The sequence below is a fragment of the Rhodococcus sp. NBC_00297 genome, assembly GCF_036173065.1.
GTDB lineage: Bacteria > Actinomycetota > Actinomycetes > Mycobacteriales > Mycobacteriaceae > Rhodococcoides.
The window spans coordinates 967,346-982,987 of record NZ_CP108041.1 but is presented as its reverse complement, the minus strand read 5'-3'; the positions used below and the strand labels follow the sequence as shown (position 1 = coordinate 982,987).

The following is a 15,642-nucleotide window of genomic DNA, read 5'->3' as shown; positions in this document are numbered from 1 at the left end:
GGCCCGCGTCTCACAGGACCTTGTCGAGGAAGTCCTTCGTTCGCTCGTGCTGCGGGTTGCCGAACAGGTCGTCCGGCGAACCCTCCTCGACGATGTACCCCTCCGCCATGAAGATCACACGGTCGGACACCTCGCGGGCGAAGCCCATCTCGTGCGTGACGACGACCATCGTCATGCCGCCCTTCGCCAGATCGCGGAGGACCTGCAGGACCTCGCCGACCATCTCGGGGTCCAGCGCACTCGTGGCCTCGTCGAACAGCATGATGTCCGGGTCCATCGCCAGTGCACGTGCGATGGCGACGCGCTGCTTCTGCCCACCGGACAACTGCGCCGGCTTCGCGTTCTCCTTGTCGGCGAGGCCCACCTGGGCCAGCAGACGAACGGCGTTCTCGCGCGCCTTCGACTTGTCCGACTTCTTCGTCTCCACGGGCGCGAGCATCACGTTCTCGATGACGCTCATGTGGGGGAAGAGGTTGAAGTGCTGGAACACCATGCCGATGTGCTGGCGCACGGAGTCGAGGTCCACCTTCGGATCGGTCAGGTCGAAACCGTCGACCACGACCGTGCCGCCCGTGATGTCCTCGAGCTTGTTGAGGCACCGGAGGAAGGTGCTCTTGCCGGAACCGGACGGGCCGATGACACACACCACCTCGCCCGAGTGGACGTCGACGTCGAGGCCCTTGAGCACCTCGAGATCGCCGAACGACTTCTTCAGTCCGATGGCGCGGATCTTGACCTCGGCCGCAGCGGCGTCGGGCGCGGTGGTCTCGGTGCTCACTTGTTGATCCTCTTCTCGAGACGGTTCGACAGCATCGTCAACGCCATGATGATGACGAAGTACATGACGCCGATGATCAGCCACATGTTGAACGACTGGAAGTTGCGGGCGATGATGATCCGCCCCGACTGGGTGAGTTCGGCGAGGCCGATCACCGACAGGATCGAGGTGTCCTTCAGCGTGATGACGAACTGATTGATGTACGACGGGATCATCGTCCGGATCGCCTGTGGCATCACGACCTTGCGCATGGACGTCAGGTAGCTGATACCGAGACTGCGCGAGGCCTCCATCTGGCCCTTGTCCACCGACAGGATGCCGCCGCGGACGATCTCCGCCATGTACGCACCGGCGTTGAGCGACAGCGTGATGATGCCGGCGGTGAACGCCGACATCTGGAAGCTGAGCGCGGCGGGAATGCCGAAGTAGATGAAGAAGGCCTGCACCAGCAGTGGCGTGCCGCGGAAGATGGCCACGTAGGTGGCGCCGATCCCGCGCAGCCACGCCTTCGTCGACACCCGGAAGAGTCCGAAGACGGCGCCGAGGATCAGGGCCAGCACGATGGAGATGACTGTCAGGACGATGGTGAGCCAGAGGCCCTTCAGCAGTTCCTTGTACTCGCTCTTGATCAGTCCGGGGATCGAGTTGTCCGTCTCGTCCGCCGCGGCGCCGATGTAGGTGCCGAGGATCTCGTCGTACTGGCCGGACGACCGCAGGTTGGCCAGTCCGGTGTCGAATGCGGCGAGCAGCTCGGGGTTCGCGCCCTTGTTCACGGCGAAGCCGTAGTTGCTCGGCGACTCCTTCTCCGTGACCGTCTTCAGACCGTTCCCCTGGGTGATGCCGTACTGCAGCACCGGGTAGTCGTCGAACACGGCGACCGAGTTCCCGGTGCGCACCTCGTCGTACATGCTCGCGGAGTCGGCGAAGTACCGCGTCGTGAAGCCGTACTGCGCCTTGATGCTCTCCGCGAAGTCGGCGCCCTCGGTGCCGTTCTTGACCGCGACCTGCTGCCCGGAGAGATCGTCGTACGAGGTGATCGACGAGTTCTCGAGCACGGCCATCTGCACGCCGGACTCGAAGTAGGGCTCGGAGAAGTCGAACACGGCCTCGCGTGCCGGCGTGATCGTCATGCCGGCGATGACGCCGTCGGCCTGGTTCGCCTGCACTGCCTGCAACGCCGCGTCGAACCCGAGGGGCCGGATGTCGACCTGGAAACCCTGGTCCTCCGCGATCGCTCGGATCAGGTCCATGTCGATGCCGACGAACTGGCCGTCGGAGTTCTGGAACTCGAACGGTGCGAAGGTCACGTCGGTGGCGATGGCGAATGTGCGACCCTCCACCGGGCTCGGGGGCGCCGGCTGGGCCTGCGCTGCGGGTGCGAGCACCAACGCGACGAGTGCCACGACGGCGGTGATCGCCGGGAGGTGGCGCAGTCGGTGCCACCGTCCGCGTTCGGATCGCGGTGGGGAGGTCGGATTCACGAAGAGCCTTCCGTTCTGGTGCAGGTGAACAGTCGGCTCGGACCCTATCGGCCGGGGGGCTCGCGACGACCCTTACCGGAAGGTAGGAACGGTCGACGGGCTGCTCGAGGCCGCGAAGTTGCCGAACCTGTGCCCGCTCGTTACCGTATCGTGATCGTATGACCCCGATGCGAGCCTCTCGGCCTCGTGATCGTCTCGACCCGGCAAGGAAATCGAAGTTGCGTTATTCGTCCGTGATGTCCGTTCGACCAGTCGTGTCCACCGGGGCGGGAGCGCGGTGACGATGTCGCACGTCGCCAGACTCAACTCCGCCCGGTCCCGCCTGCTGTACGTCGTGGTGGCCGCGCTTCTCGCCACACTCGTCGTGGGAGCGAGCGTCGCCGTGGCCCGCCACAAGACCGTCACGATCGACGTCGACGGGCAGCAGGTCCAGCTCTCCACGATGACCACCGACGTCCGCAGCGCCCTCGAGGCCGCCGGATATCAGCCCACCGAGCGGGACGAGGTCGCGCCCGCCGCGGACGCGACCCTCGCCGACGGAGAGACCGTCACGCTCAAGCGGGCCCGCGAGGTGACTCTCACCGTGGACGGTGCGCCGACGACGGTGTGGACCACCGCCTCCACCGTCGCCGAGGCCAAGGATCAGTTGGGCATCGCTCCCGACGTCCACATCGACGAGTCGGAGTCCGACCCGCTGCCGCTCGACGGTGCCTCCGTCAACGTCGTGCTGCCGAAGTCCGTGACCCTCGCCGACGGGGCCGCGTCGCCCGCACCGATGCGGCTCGCCGCACCCACCGTCGGCGAGTTCCTCGCCGCGGCCGGTGCGCCTCTCGAACAGAACGACACGGTCGCCCCCGCGGCGGACGAGCCGCTCGTCGAGGGCGCCGTGGTCACGGTGACCCGCGATCGGACGGAGACCGTCAGCGTCACCGAACCCGTCGTCGCGCCGGATCAGCGCATCGAGGACCCGACGATGAACATGAGCAAGACGATCGAGGAGTCCGCCGGTGCTCCGGGCGAGCAGAACGCGACCTACTCGGTGAACAAGGTCAACGGTGTCGAGGTCTCCCGCACGCTCGTGAAGGCCGACGTCACGACACCGCCGGTCGCCAAGACCGTGCGCGTCGGTGCCAAGCCCGGCACCGAGGTGCCGCCGGTCGAGAACGGTGCCGTCTGGGACGCCCTCGCGCAGTGCGAGGCCACCGGGAACTGGGCCATCAACACGGGCAACGGCTTCTTCGGCGGCGTGCAGTTCGACCAGAACACCTGGGAGCGGCAGGGCGGGCTCAAGTACGCGGCGCGCGCCGACCTGGCCACCCGCGAGGAGCAGATCGCGATCGCGTCGCAGACCCAGCGCACCCAGGGCTGGGGCGCCTGGCCCTCCTGCACCAGCAGGCTCGGGCTGCGCTGACATACGCTCCACCCGTGTCCGAACCTCCCGTCTCCCCGCCGACGTCCGATTCGCCGGCGTCCGATTCCGCAGCCGGTCCGGCACGCGTCCGCCTGCTGGGGCCCGCGGAGGTGCGCACCCTCGCGGCCGAGCTGGGCGTCCGGCCCACCAAGACCCTCGGCCAGAACTTCGTCCACGACGCGAACACGGTGCGACGCATCGTGACCGCGGCCGGAGTCGGTCCGGACGACACGGTGCTCGAGGTGGGGCCGGGACTCGGATCGCTGACCCTGGCGTTGCTCGACGTCGTGCACGACGTGGTCGCCGTCGAGATCGACCCCGTACTGGCGCAGCGTCTTCCGCAGACCGTCGCCGAGCGCGCCGAGTCGCGAGTCGACCGGTTGGCGGTGGTCGGTGCCGACGCCCTGCGCGTGCGCCGCGACGAGATTCCCGGCGCGCCGACCGCACTGGTCGCCAACCTCCCGTACAACGTGGCGGTGCCGGTGCTGCTGCACCTGCTCGCCCTGATCCCCACCCTGCGCACCGCGCTGGTGATGGTGCAGTCGGAGGTGGCGGACCGGCTGGCGGCTCCTCCCGGCAGCAAGACCTACGGGGTGCCGAGTGTGAAGGCCGCGTACTTCGGCGACGTCCGCCGCGCGGGCGCCGTGGGCCGTTCGGTGTTCTGGCCGGTGCCGCAGGTGGAGTCGGGTCTGGTGCGCGTCGATCGGCACGAGAATCCGCAGTGGCCGATGGACGAGACGTTCCGCCGCACTCTTTTCGCCGTCGTGGACGCGGCATTCGCGCAGCGGCGCAAGACGTTACGTGCGGCTCTGGCGGGGTGGGCCGGATCGGCGGCCATGGCGGAGACGCGGCTCGTCGAGGCCGGGATCGACCCGTCGGCGCGCGGGGAGACGCTCGACGCCGCCGCGTTCGTCCGACTGGCGCAGACTACCGGTGGTCACGAGTCCTGACACGGACGGTGCTCGTCGCGGGCACGGGCGTATCGGGCGGCGACACGGTCGAGTCGCCGTGACTCGACCTCGCAGGCGTCGATCAACTCCTGTGGGCCGCACACCGTGAAGTCCACGTCGAAGGCGGCGAGCCACCGCGCCATCGACGGGTAGGTGTCCGCGGTGATCGAGACCTCGCACCGCTCGTCGTCGAGCCGGGCGAGGGTGCCCCACTGCGGATCGACGCGGTCCTCGACCCGTTCGAACGGCACGTGCAGCACGACCCGTCCGCGGGCGGCCGAGAACGCCTGATCGATGCCCCTCGACACGAACTCCGCGGCGCCGCCCTCGGGCAGGGCCCGAGGAGTGAAGCGAGGCCCCGTCGGCACCTTCGGATCGAGGCGGTCGACGCGGAACGACCGCCAGTCCTCACGGGCGAGGTCCCAGCCCACGAGGTACCACCGCAACCCCGACCGCACGAGCCGGTACGGCTCCACCTCACGCCGCATGGTGTCCCCGCCGTGGGTGCGGTAGTCGAACCGCAGGCGTTCGTGGTTCTGGCACACGGTCGCCAGTGCCGTCAGTACCGACGCGTCGACGCTCGACTGCACCGGACGTGACTGCACGACGTCGATCTGCAGTGCGTCGAGTCGGTGACGCAACCGTGACGGCATCACCTGCCGCAGTTTGGTGAGGGCACCGATCGACGACTCAGCGGTGCCGGTGACGGACGCGGACGCGCCGCTCTGCAGCCCGAGCGCCACGGCGATCACCTCGTCGTCCGTCAGCAGCAGGGGTGGCATCTCCGCGCCGGCACCCAGCCGATACCCGCCGCCGACGCCGACCGTTCCGTCCACCGGATAGCCCAGCGACCGCAGCCGGTCGACGTCACGGCGCACGGTGCGCGGGGTGATCTGCAGCCGATCGGCCAGATCGGCCCCGGACCAGTCGCGCCGGGTCTGCAGCAACGACAGCAGAGCCAGCAGTCGAGCGGACGTCTCGCGCATGTCGACATGATGCACCCGACAGCGGACAGTTCGGGTCCTCGATCCGGTTCGGTACTCGGGCGCGCGCCGACTACAGTGGTGAGACGTGCTCACAGTCGTTCCGCGGCCGGTCTCGGTCCGCGCTCCCGCCAAGGTCAATCTGCACCTTGCCGTGGGTGACCTGCGCCCCGACGGCTACCACGAACTCACCACAGTCTTCCACGCGCTCTCCCTCGTCGACGACGTCTCCGTCGTGGCCGCGGAGACACTGTCCGTCAGCGTGTACGGGGACGATGCGGGCATCGTTCCCACCGACCACACCAACCTGGCGTGGAAGGCGGCCGAACTCGTCGCCGCCCATGCCGGTCGTCGGCCGGCCGTCGCCATCAGCATCGACAAGGGCATTCCCGTCGCGGGGGGCATGGCCGGGGGCAGCGCCGACGCGGCCGCGACCGTCGTCGCGCTGGACGCGCTCTGGAACCTCGGCCTGTCCCGCGAGAAGATCATGGACTTCGCGGCGCAGCTCGGCAGCGACGTCCCGTTCTCCGTCGCCGGTGGCACGGCCGTCGGCACGGGTCGCGGCGAGAAGCTGCTGCCGGTGCTCTCACGCAACTCCTTCCACTGGGTGCTCGCTCTCGCGAAGGGCGGCCTCTCGACTCCCGCGGTCTACCGCGAACTCGACCGGCTGCGCGAACGGGGAGCGCCGCCGCGCCTCGGCCCACCCGACGAGCTGATGCAGGCCCTGGCGTCGGGCGATCCGGCGCGGGTCGGGCCGCTCCTGGGCAACGACCTCCAGGCCGCGGCGCTGTCCCTCGAACCAGGCCTTCGCCGCACCCTGCGCGCCGGCACCGAGGCGGGTGCCATCGCCGGCATCGTCTCCGGGTCCGGCCCCACCTGCGCCTTCCTCTGCGCCTCCGCCGACCATGCGGTCGAGGTCGGCGCGGAACTGTCCGGCGCCGGCGTCTGCCGCACGGTACGCGTGGCACGTGGACCGGTGAGCGGAGCGCGAGTGCGCACCGAACGCGACCAGAACGACACGAACCGGGGACAACACTGATGGCCAACCTGATCAACCTGGAGCAGGTCTCCAAATCCTTCGGCGTGAAGCCGCTCCTCGACGGCGTCTCGCTCGGTGTCCAGGAGAACGAGCGCATCGGCGTCGTGGGCCTGAACGGCAACGGCAAGACCACCATGCTCGAGGTGCTCGCGGGCGTCGAGCAGCCCGACTCGGGCCGGGTGAGTCGCGTGGGCGGACTCCGGATGGCCGTCGTGACGCAGCGTGGTGTCCTGCCGCCCGGGTCCACCATCGGGGACATCGTCCTGGCACCGCTCGGTGTCGCCGAGCACGAGTGGGCCGGTGACGCCCGGATCCGCAGCGTTCTGGACGGCATCGGCATCACCGGTCTCGGGCTCGACGCACCGGTCGAGCAGTTGTCGGGCGGTGAGCGCCGACGCACGGCGCTCGCCGCCGCGCTGGTGCAGGACCTCGACCTGCTCGTGCTCGACGAGCCGACCAACCATCTCGACGTCGAGGGCGTCCAGTGGCTGGCCGAGCACCTGGTGAACCGGCGGTCCGCAGTGGTCGTCGTCACCCACGACCGGTGGTTCCTCGACACCGTTGCCACCCGCACCTGGGAAGTGGTGAACGGTCAGGTCGAGACGTACGAGGGCGGCTATGCCGACTGGATCTTCGCTCGCGCGGAGCGCTCTCGCCAGGCCGATGCCGCGGAGGATCGTCGCCGCAACCTCGCCCGCAAGGAGCTGGCCTGGCTGCGCCGCGGCCCGCCCGCTCGAACCTCGAAGCCGCGCTACCGCATCGAGGCCGCCGAGGCCCTCATCTCGGACGTGCCGCCGCCGCGCGACTCGGTCGCGTTGTCGAAGTTCGCGCAGACCCGGCTGGGCCGCATCGTCATCGAGCTCGAGGACGCCACGCTGGCGACCCCGGACGGTCGCGTACTGGTGGAGGACTTCACGTGGCGCCTCGCGCCGGGGGAGCGCATCGGTCTCGTCGGTGTCAACGGCTCCGGCAAGACGACGTTGCTCCGCACCATCGCCGGCGAGCTCGAACCCGCCAAGGGCCGCCGCATCGAGGGCAAGACGGTGCGCATCGGCTGGCTCCGCCAGGAACTCGACGACCTGCCCGTCGGGATGCGCGTGCTCGAGGCGGTCCAGGACGTCGCGGAACGAATTCAGTTGGGTGACAGGGAGATCTCTGCCGGACAGCTCGCCGAGCGGCTGGGCTTCACGCCTGCACGGCAGCGCACGCCCGTCGGTGACCTGTCCGGTGGCGAGCGCCGTCGACTGCAGCTGACACGCGTGCTGATGTCCGAGCCGAACGTCCTGCTCCTCGACGAGCCGACCAACGACCTCGACATCGACACGCTGCAGCAGCTCGAGGATCTGCTCGACGGCTGGGCCGGCACCATGATCGTCATCAGTCACGACCGGTACCTCATCGAGCGCGTCTGCGACTCGACGTGGGCTCTGTTCGGCGACGGCAAGCTCACCAACCTGCCGGGTGGCATCGAGGAGTACCTGCGGCGTCGCGCGCGAATCGCCGCAGCCGACGACGCGGCTCCGGGGATGACGTCGGGCGGGGGAGCGAAGCCGGCGGCGGCCAAGGGCGGTGCCGACGAGCGCGCCGCTCGCAAGGAACTCTCGAAGCTCGAGCGCTCCCTGGTCAAGCTCGACGATCGGGTGCGCGCACTGCACGTCTCGCTGGCCGAGGCGGCGACGGACCCGGCGACGTTGCAGTCGCTGAACGCCGAGTTGCTCACCGTCGTCGCGGAGAAGGACTCCGTCGAGGAGCGCTGGATGGAGCTGGCCGAGGAACTGGGCTGACACGGTCTACCCTCGCGTTCAGGCGGTCGATCGGCGACCGCGTTCTGCGCGAGGAGTGACGATGACATCCGTCGTGTCCGAGGTCATGGGCTCGGAGTTCGAGAAGCTTCATCCGAAGGTGCAGTGGCGCTTCGGTTTCGGTGCGGACGATCATGTGGCGCAGTTCGGCACCGGTGTCATGGAGACCATCACGCACTCTCCGCTGCTGCCGCCGCCGGCCCTGTGGCTCGGTGGCAAGCGGCGGATGGTCCCCTCCGACTCGGGCGAGAACATCCCCTTCACCATCGCCAACTACGCGTACACGGACGAGCTGGGCAGGCCCACGCTCGCGTTCGTCCGTCGGTTCCAGTTCCCCGGCCACGAGGTGGCACTCGACTCGGTGATGGTCGTGGGATCGCGCGGCGCACTCGACTACATCGGTGCCGGCCCCGACATGGTGGTGCACACCCAGTGCTCCGCGGACGCGGACGGTGGCCTGCGGCTCGACAGCGGTCTGCCCCGGTTCCTCGCTCCGCGTGGGTCGATCAAGCCGCCGGGTCTCCTGTCGGCGGAGACGATCGGCCGCGAGTGGTGGGACGAGGAGCAGCAGCGCCACCGCATCGACATCGAGGTGCGTGGCCGCACGCTCGGGCGATTGTTCCGCTACACCGGATGGTTCACGGCCACACAGGAAACCTGCCTTCCGACCGATCTGCCCGCCGAATTGGGGCCGGGGCGTACCGATCCCAGGGAGTGATCCCTGGTCGGACCCCGAAGTGACTGGTGGGGAATTTTTCTCACAACCGTCACCAATCCCCCATGGGACCCGGATCCGAATGGTGGATGACACAACCGACAGCGGCCGGTGATCATCACCGGCGGTGAGCGGCTATCAGATCCGTACAAGAAGGGTTCTCGCCATGAGCGTCACCAAGAGCAAGAGTGCAGTAGCAGTCGGCTTCGCAGCAGTTGCACTCCTCGGACTGTCCGCATGTTCGTCCGACGACAGCAGCAGCACCACCGAGACCACCGCGAGCAGCAGCATGGAGTCGATGACCTCGTCGGCCATGTCCTCCTCCACCGCGATGAACTCGAGTGCCGACCCGGCCTCCAACCTCATCGGCTCGGGCTGCGCAGCCTACGCCGAGCAGGTCCCGGACGGTGCCGGCTCCGTGAGCGGAATGGCTGCCGATCCGGTCGCCGTCGCCGCTTCCAACAACCCGATCCTCACCACCCTGACCGCAGCGGTCTCCGGTGGACTGAACCCGGACGTCAACCTGGTCGACACGCTGAACGGCTCCGAGTTCACCGTCATCGCCCCGACCGACGACGCGTTCGCGAAGATCGACCCGGCCACCATCGAGACGCTGAAGACCGATTCCGCGCTGCTCACCAAGATCCTCACGTACCACGTGATCCCCGGCCAGCTCGCGCCCGACGCGATCGCCGGCGAGCAGACCTCCGTCGAGGGCCAGGCCGTCAACATCACCGGCGAGGGCGATTCGCTGAAGTTCAACGACTCGAACCTGGTCTGCGGTGGCGTCACGACCGCCAACGCGACCGTCTACATGGTCGACTCGGTCATGATGCCCCCCGCCTGATCCTTTTCCACAGGGATCATGAGGACGAACACTCTCTTCGCGGCGGTCGTCCCCCGACTGTGTCCGTCGTGAAGTAGTACGAGGCGACCCGAGATTCTTCTCGGGTCGCCTTCGTGCGTCACGGGGACGGATGACGACAGCACGAGAAAGGCCCCCGGCGATGCCGGGGGCCTTTCTCGTGTGTCAGGGGAGGATCAGCGGAAGCCCTTGGCTGGGTTCTGCAGATCGAGCACCACGGTCGTGCCGTTGGAACGCACGTGCAGCTCGGGGCTCGCGAGCCCACCGGAGGTGAGGTACTCACCGAGGAGCTGCAGCAGCTCGTCGGGGCCGGTGGAGGAATCCATCGGGCGCGTGTCGCGGCTGGTGATCTCGTTCTGGGTCAGCCGTCCCGCGATGCGGATGGACGCGATGCCCATGGCCGTGCGGCGATCGGGGCTCGGGTGACGACCCGAAGCGAAGCTGCTGCCGTTCGACGATCCGTTGGTGGACGTGCTGCCGCCAGGCAACGCGTGTTCGGAAATCTGATCACTGGTTGTCATGTCGACCTCACTTTTGCTCGGAGTGACGCTCGAAGGTGTCCCGTTGGATCGGTGGGCTGGTGCCTTGCCGATCTTGATCCCCGTGAGGGGCCCACTTGATCCATCGCTCATTACTCGGACTGCTCCTCGATCGTCTCGGTACGTGACTCGAGTACTTCCGAAGAACAAACCAGAAGTACGTTCGAACAGAGAAAAAGTACCACGGGAAGGAAACAGCGAACAGTTTTGACCCTATGGATTGGAGATGACACCAATCTTGGGGTGAGGTGGTGTGGAGATGTCCCAGAGGATCAGTCGGCTGCGGCGACCAGCGGCTCGAGCAGCAGGTCCGGCAGCTCCTTCTGGATGTACTGGAGCCGCCACTTGTCACTGACCAGCGCCAACATCACGCCGTCCGTGCGGGTGAACACCTCGACGCCGCGCTGGCGACCGAGCTCCCCGGCGGACGCCGCGTCGGTGCGTCGGGCGATCGAGTAGCCCAGGGGCTCCATGCGCGCCTCGACGCCGAACTCCGACTTCATGCGCGCGGACACCACCTCGAACTGCATCGGACCCACGGCGGCGAGGACGGGCGACGCGTCTCCGCGGATGTCGTTGCGGAGGATCTGGACGACACCCTCCTGATCCATCTGATCCACGGCGCGACGGAACTGCTTGTACTTGCTCGCGCTCTCCGCACGGAGGACGGCGAAGTGCTCGGGAGCGAAGGACGGGATCGGCGGGAACTCGACCTTGCGATCCGCGTACAACGTGTGGCCGGGAGCGAGCGCGGTGGCGTTGACCAGCCCGACGACGTCGCCGGGGTAGGCGTTCTCCACCGTGGTGCGCTCGCGGCCGAACACCGTCAGCGCGTACTTCGTCGTGAACGGTTTGCCCGTCTGGGCATGGGTGACCACCATGCCGCGCTCGAAGACTCCGGAGACCACGCGCATGAAGGCGAGGCGGTCGCGGTGTGCGGTGTCCATGCCGGCCTGCACCTTGAACACGACCGCGCTGAAGGGGTCGGTGACCTCGCGCTCACCACCGGCCACGTCGGGACGGGGGCCCGGGGCCGGGGCGAACGAGACGAGGGTGTCGAGGATCTGGTGCACGCCGAAGTTCAGCATCGCCGACGCGAAGATCACCGGAGACGTCCGGCCCGCGAGGAACTCGTCCTCGTCGTGGTGCTGCCCGCTCTCGACGAGCAACTCGCTCTCCTCGACGGCGGTGGTCCAGTCGTCGCCCTCACGGGACTGCGCCGCCTCGGAGTCCATGAACTCCTCGGGTGCGATGGTCGCGCCACCGGCCGTGCGGGTGAAGTGGATGTACTGGTGCTCCGACACGTCGAGCAGTCCGCGGAAGTCACCCGCGATACCGACGGGCCAGTACAGCGGGGTCGGCGTCAGACCGATGCGCTCCTCGATCTCGTCGAGCAGCTCGAGGGGGGAGCGGCCCGGCCGGTCCCACTTGTTGACGACGGTGATGACCGGGATGCCGCGGTGCCGACACACCTGGAACAGCTTCAGCGTCTGCGGTTCCAGACCCTTCGCCGCGTCGATCAGCATCACGGCGGCGTCCACCGCGGTCAGCACGCGGTAGGTGTCCTCCGAGAAGTCGGCGTGACCCGGGGTGTCCACCAGGTTGATGGTGTGATCGGCGTAGTCGAACTGCAGCGCCGTCGAACTCACGGAGATACCGCGCGCCTTCTCCATCTCCATCCAGTCGGAGACGGTGGAGCGGCGACCCGACTTCCCGTGGATCGCACCGGCCTCGGAGATCTTCCGCGCGTGCAGAGCCAGGGCCTCGGTGAGCGTCGACTTGCCCGCGTCGGGGTGCGAGATCACCGCGAAGGTGCGACGACGCTCCACCTCGCGCCGGAGGTTCTTCGGCGGGGTGGTGCCGGCGGCGGTGACCGCGGTGGTGGTGTCGGTGTCGACGGACGGGGTGCTCACGAAGGCCTTTCTTCGGTGACCGCAGCTGTGCGGATCACTGGTCGGAACGTACCCAGGGTACTCGGCCGACACGCCGAGCCCGTCCGTCCGTAACAGCGGTCACCGTCGTCCGGATGTAACAGTGGTGCGCGCACCCGGCACGCACCACCGACGAGGGAGTGACGTTGAGCAGGTTCACCGAGGAGATGTACGCGACCGCGGCCACGACCGAGCGGGGTCTCGTCACCGGTGAGCCCGACGCACCGTTGCGGCAGACGTGGGGCGACATCCATGCGGTCGCGCGTCGGATGGCCGGCGGGCTCGCCGCGGCAGGCGTCTCTCGCGGGGACGCGATCGGCATCCTGGCCGGTCAGCCGGTGGACATCGCGCCGTCGTGCCAGGCGGCGTGGATGCGCGGCGCGTCCGTGACCATGCTGCATCAGCCGACGCCGCGCACCGATCTCGCCGTGTGGGGTGCCGACACCGAGACCGTCATCCGGATGATCGACGCCGCCGCGGTGGTGCTCGGTGCACCGTTCGATGCCGCGGCGCCCATTCTGGAGGAACGCGGGATCACCGTGCTGACGATCGACGACCTGCGCGGCGGTGAGGACACCGATCCCGTGCCCACCGACGAGTCCGACATCGCGCTGCAGCAGCTCACGTCCGGGTCCACCGGATCTCCCAAGGCCGTGCGCATCACCCACGAGAACTTCTACGTCAACGCCTACGCGATGATCGATCGGATCGAGTACTCGCTCGAGGACGACGTGATGGTCAGCTGGCTCCCGCTGTTCCACGACATGGGGATGGTCGGGTTCCTGTCGGTGCCGATGCAGGTCGGTGCCGAGGTCGTCAGCATCACGCCGATCGACTTCCTGCGCTCTCCGCTGCTGTGGGCCCAGCTGATCGACAAGTACCGCGGCACCGTCACCGCCGCTCCCAACTTCGCGTACTCGTTGCTCGCGCGCAGGCTGAAGCAGGCGCCCGCCGACACGGCCCTCGATCTGTCGTCGTTGCGCTACGCGTGGAACGGTGCCGAGCCGGTGGATCCCGACACGATGCTCGCCCTCGCGGACGCGGGCGCCCGGTTCGGGCTCGCCCCGACCGCTCTCGCACCCGTCTACGGGATGGCGGAGACCACGCTCGCGGTGTCGATCCCGGTCCGTGATCAGGGCCAGGTGCTCGACGTGGTCGACGCGGACCTGCTCGAGGTGATGGGCCGCGCCGTTCCGTCGACCAAGGGCAACGTCCGTCGTCTCGCGACGCTCGGGCGGATGGTGCCGAATCTCGAGGGGCGCGTCGTCGACGCCGAGGGCCAGGTGCTCCCGAGTCGCGGCGTCGGTGTCATCCACGTGCGGGGGCCGGCGGTGACGCCCGGATACATCACGGTGGAGGGCTCGGTGTCCGCGCAGGACGACGACGGGTGGCTCGACACCGGAGACATCGGGTACTTCACGGAGGAAGGCCTGGTCGTCGTCTGCGGGCGCATCAAGGACGTCATCATCATGGGCGGCCGCAACATCTATCCGACCGACATCGAACGTGCCGTGGGCACTGTCGCGGGCGTCCGGCCGGGCAATGCCGTCGCGATCCGTCTCGACGCGGGGCAGAAGCGGGAGAGCTTCGCGGTCGCGGCGGAGACCAACGACATCGCCGACCCGGATGCGGTCAAGCGCATCGAGCACGACATCGTGCACGCGGTGTTCTCGGAAGTGGGGGTTCGTCCTCGCACGGTCGCGGTGCTCGGTCCCGGCACCATTCCGAAGACGTCCTCGGGCAAGCTCCGCCGCGCGAACTCGGCGTCGCTCCTCGGCTGAGCTCAGCGCATCAGGGTCGGTGGATGCGGTTCTGCGCGTCCTCGAGGCTGCCCTTCAGGAGCAGCTCCACTGCGTCCGCGGCCTCCTCCAGCACGACCGCCACCTCGTCGCGCTCGGACGCGGCGAACGGCTTGAGCACGTACGACGCCGGATCCATCCGGCCGGGCGGCCGCCCCACCCCGACCCGGACACGGAGGTAGTCCTTGGTGGACAACGACTTCGAGATCGAGCGCAGCCCGTTGTGCCCGCCCTCCCCGCCGCCGACCTTGAGCCGCACCCGACCCAGATCGACGTCGAGTTCGTCGTGCACGACGATGATGTCCGCCGGCGCCACGGAGAAGAACCGGGCCAGGTTGGCGACCGGGCCGCCGGACTCGTTCATGTACGACCGCGGCTTCCCCAGCACGACCGGGCGAGTCCCGAGCCGTGCCTGGAGCACGTCGGAGTTGCTGCGCTTGTGCGACGAGAACGACCCTCGCATCCGCTCCGCCAGGGTGTCGACGACGACGGCGCCGACGTTGTGTCGGGTGCGCTCGTACTGCGGCCCGGGATTGCCCAGGCCGATGACGAGAGCAGGGCGATCGGTCATGTGCGGCAGTCGCTTTCAGCTCGTGGCGTGCGGGGTCGTGCGGAGGGGGGAACGAGAAACGGCGCGCCTCCGGTGAGGGAGGCGCGCCGCGGTGGTGCTCGGTGGATCAGTTCTCGTCTGCTGCTGCGGCCTCGTCGGCGGCGGAGCTGTCCTCGACAGCCTCCTCTTCCTCGGCGGCGACGTTGCTGGCGAGATCGCCCGCGCCCTCGGCCTCGAGTGCAGCCTCGCTGGGCGCCTCGACGACGTTGACGAGGAGGAGCTCGGGATCGGAGATCAGCGTCGCGCCGGACGGCAGCTCGATCGACGAGGCGAGTATCTGGGTGCCGATCTCGGCGTCCTCGACGGAGACCTCGAACTGCTCGGGGATCTGGGTCGCGTCGACCTCGATCTCGATGACGTTGGCATCGGTGGTGACGAGGGCGCCGGGCGCCGCGTCGCCGGTGACGACGACGTTGATCTCGACGGTGACCTTCTCGCCGCGACGGATGACGAGGAGGTCGGCGTGCTCGATGTAGTTACGGATCGGGTGGACCACGACCGACTTGGTGAGGGCGAGGTGCTTCTCGCCATCGACCTGGAGCTCGATGACGGCGTTGGTGCCGTCGGCGCGGAGCACGGCGGCGAACTCGCGGGACGGGAGCGAGAGGTGCTTGGGCTCGGTGGCGTGTCCGTACAGGACGGCGGGGACGAGACCGTCGCGGCGGGTGCGGCGGGCTGCGCCCTTGCCGAACTCGGTGCGGACGGTGGCGTTGAGAACGTTGGCCATGGGACGGGGCTC

Annotated in this window: 14 protein-coding genes; 7 read left to right on the top strand and 7 right to left on the bottom strand. The window is 68.6% G+C overall.

Annotation, left to right across the window (positions count from 1 at the left end; genetic code table 11):
* Positions 1–10: 10 nt before the first annotated feature.
* A complete protein-coding gene (locus tag OG947_RS04610; RefSeq protein ID WP_082544604.1) occupies positions 11–778 on the bottom strand; it encodes an amino acid ABC transporter ATP-binding protein in 768 nt (255 codons plus the stop codon).
* Entirely contained in the window at positions 775–2,163 is a 1,389-nt protein-coding gene (locus OG947_RS04605; RefSeq protein ID WP_373425295.1) for an amino acid ABC transporter substrate-binding protein/permease, read from the bottom strand. Before OG947_RS04605 ends, OG947_RS04610 begins: the two co-directional genes overlap by 4 nt.
* A 379-nt stretch (positions 2,164–2,542) precedes the next feature.
* On the opposite strand from OG947_RS04605, the gene OG947_RS04600 reads away from it, so the two are divergent.
* Both OG947_RS04600 and rsmA read left to right on the top strand, forming a co-directional pair.
* Positions 2,543–3,670: a resuscitation-promoting factor gene (locus OG947_RS04600; protein WP_222629006.1), complete on the top strand. Its 1,128-nt coding sequence runs from the start codon at positions 2,543–2,545 to the stop codon at positions 3,668–3,670.
* Positions 3,671–3,762: 92 nt separating this feature from the next.
* On the top strand, positions 3,763–4,620 hold the full coding sequence (gene rsmA / locus OG947_RS04595) for a 16S rRNA (adenine(1518)-N(6)/adenine(1519)-N(6))-dimethyltransferase RsmA (protein ID WP_051613059.1): 858 nt from the start codon (positions 3,763–3,765) through the stop codon (positions 4,618–4,620).
* On the opposite strand, the gene OG947_RS04590 is transcribed toward rsmA, so the two are convergent.
* Positions 4,608–5,606 carry a helix-turn-helix transcriptional regulator gene (locus OG947_RS04590; RefSeq protein ID WP_328813221.1) on the bottom strand — a complete coding sequence of 333 codons (999 nt, stop codon included), beginning with the start codon at positions 5,604–5,606 and terminating at the stop codon, positions 4,608–4,610. The genes rsmA and OG947_RS04590 overlap by 13 nt on opposite strands.
* An 85-nt stretch (positions 5,607–5,691) precedes the next feature.
* On the opposite strand from OG947_RS04590, the gene OG947_RS04585 reads away from it, so the two are divergent.
* From OG947_RS04585 to OG947_RS04570, 4 genes are all read left to right on the top strand, one after another.
* A complete protein-coding gene (locus OG947_RS04585) occupies positions 5,692–6,642 on the top strand; it encodes a 4-(cytidine 5'-diphospho)-2-C-methyl-D-erythritol kinase (RefSeq protein WP_328813220.1) in 951 nt (316 codons plus the stop codon).
* Positions 6,642–8,426: an ABC-F family ATP-binding cassette domain-containing protein gene (locus OG947_RS04580; protein WP_328813219.1), complete on the top strand. Its 1,785-nt coding sequence runs from the start codon at positions 6,642–6,644 to the stop codon at positions 8,424–8,426. The genes OG947_RS04585 and OG947_RS04580 overlap by 1 nt, the downstream gene beginning before the upstream one ends.
* Positions 8,427–8,487: 61 nt before the next feature.
* On the top strand, positions 8,488–9,162 hold the full coding sequence (locus OG947_RS04575) for a DUF4166 domain-containing protein (RefSeq protein WP_027504082.1): 675 nt from the start codon (positions 8,488–8,490) through the stop codon (positions 9,160–9,162).
* 163 nt (positions 9,163–9,325) lie between these two features.
* On the top strand, positions 9,326–10,006 hold the full coding sequence (locus tag OG947_RS04570) for a fasciclin domain-containing protein (protein ID WP_222627570.1): 681 nt from the start codon (positions 9,326–9,328) through the stop codon (positions 10,004–10,006).
* A gap of 194 nt (positions 10,007–10,200) precedes the next feature.
* On the opposite strand, the gene OG947_RS04565 is transcribed toward OG947_RS04570, so the two are convergent.
* A complete protein-coding gene (locus OG947_RS04565) occupies positions 10,201–10,545 on the bottom strand; it encodes a hypothetical protein (RefSeq protein ID WP_231476131.1) in 345 nt (114 codons plus the stop codon).
* Between the two features lie 290 nt (positions 10,546–10,835).
* Positions 10,836–12,476 carry a peptide chain release factor 3 gene (locus OG947_RS04560; RefSeq protein ID WP_328813218.1) on the bottom strand — a complete coding sequence of 547 codons (1,641 nt, stop codon included), beginning with the start codon at positions 12,474–12,476 and terminating at the stop codon, positions 10,836–10,838.
* A 164-nt stretch (positions 12,477–12,640) separates the two neighbouring features.
* On the opposite strand from OG947_RS04560, the gene OG947_RS04555 reads away from it, so the two are divergent.
* On the top strand, positions 12,641–14,275 hold the full coding sequence (locus tag OG947_RS04555) for a fatty acyl-AMP ligase (protein ID WP_328813217.1): 1,635 nt from the start codon (positions 12,641–12,643) through the stop codon (positions 14,273–14,275).
* 10 nt (positions 14,276–14,285) lie between these two features.
* On the opposite strand, the gene pth is transcribed toward OG947_RS04555, so the two are convergent.
* Positions 14,286–14,864, bottom strand: a complete 579-nt coding sequence (gene pth / locus OG947_RS04550) for an aminoacyl-tRNA hydrolase (RefSeq protein ID WP_328813216.1) — start codon at positions 14,862–14,864, stop codon at positions 14,286–14,288.
* Between the two features lie 106 nt (positions 14,865–14,970).
* Positions 14,971–15,630, bottom strand: a complete 660-nt coding sequence (locus tag OG947_RS04545) for a 50S ribosomal protein L25/general stress protein Ctc (RefSeq protein ID WP_056447089.1) — start codon at positions 15,628–15,630, stop codon at positions 14,971–14,973.
* Positions 15,631–15,642 lie beyond the last annotated feature (12 nt).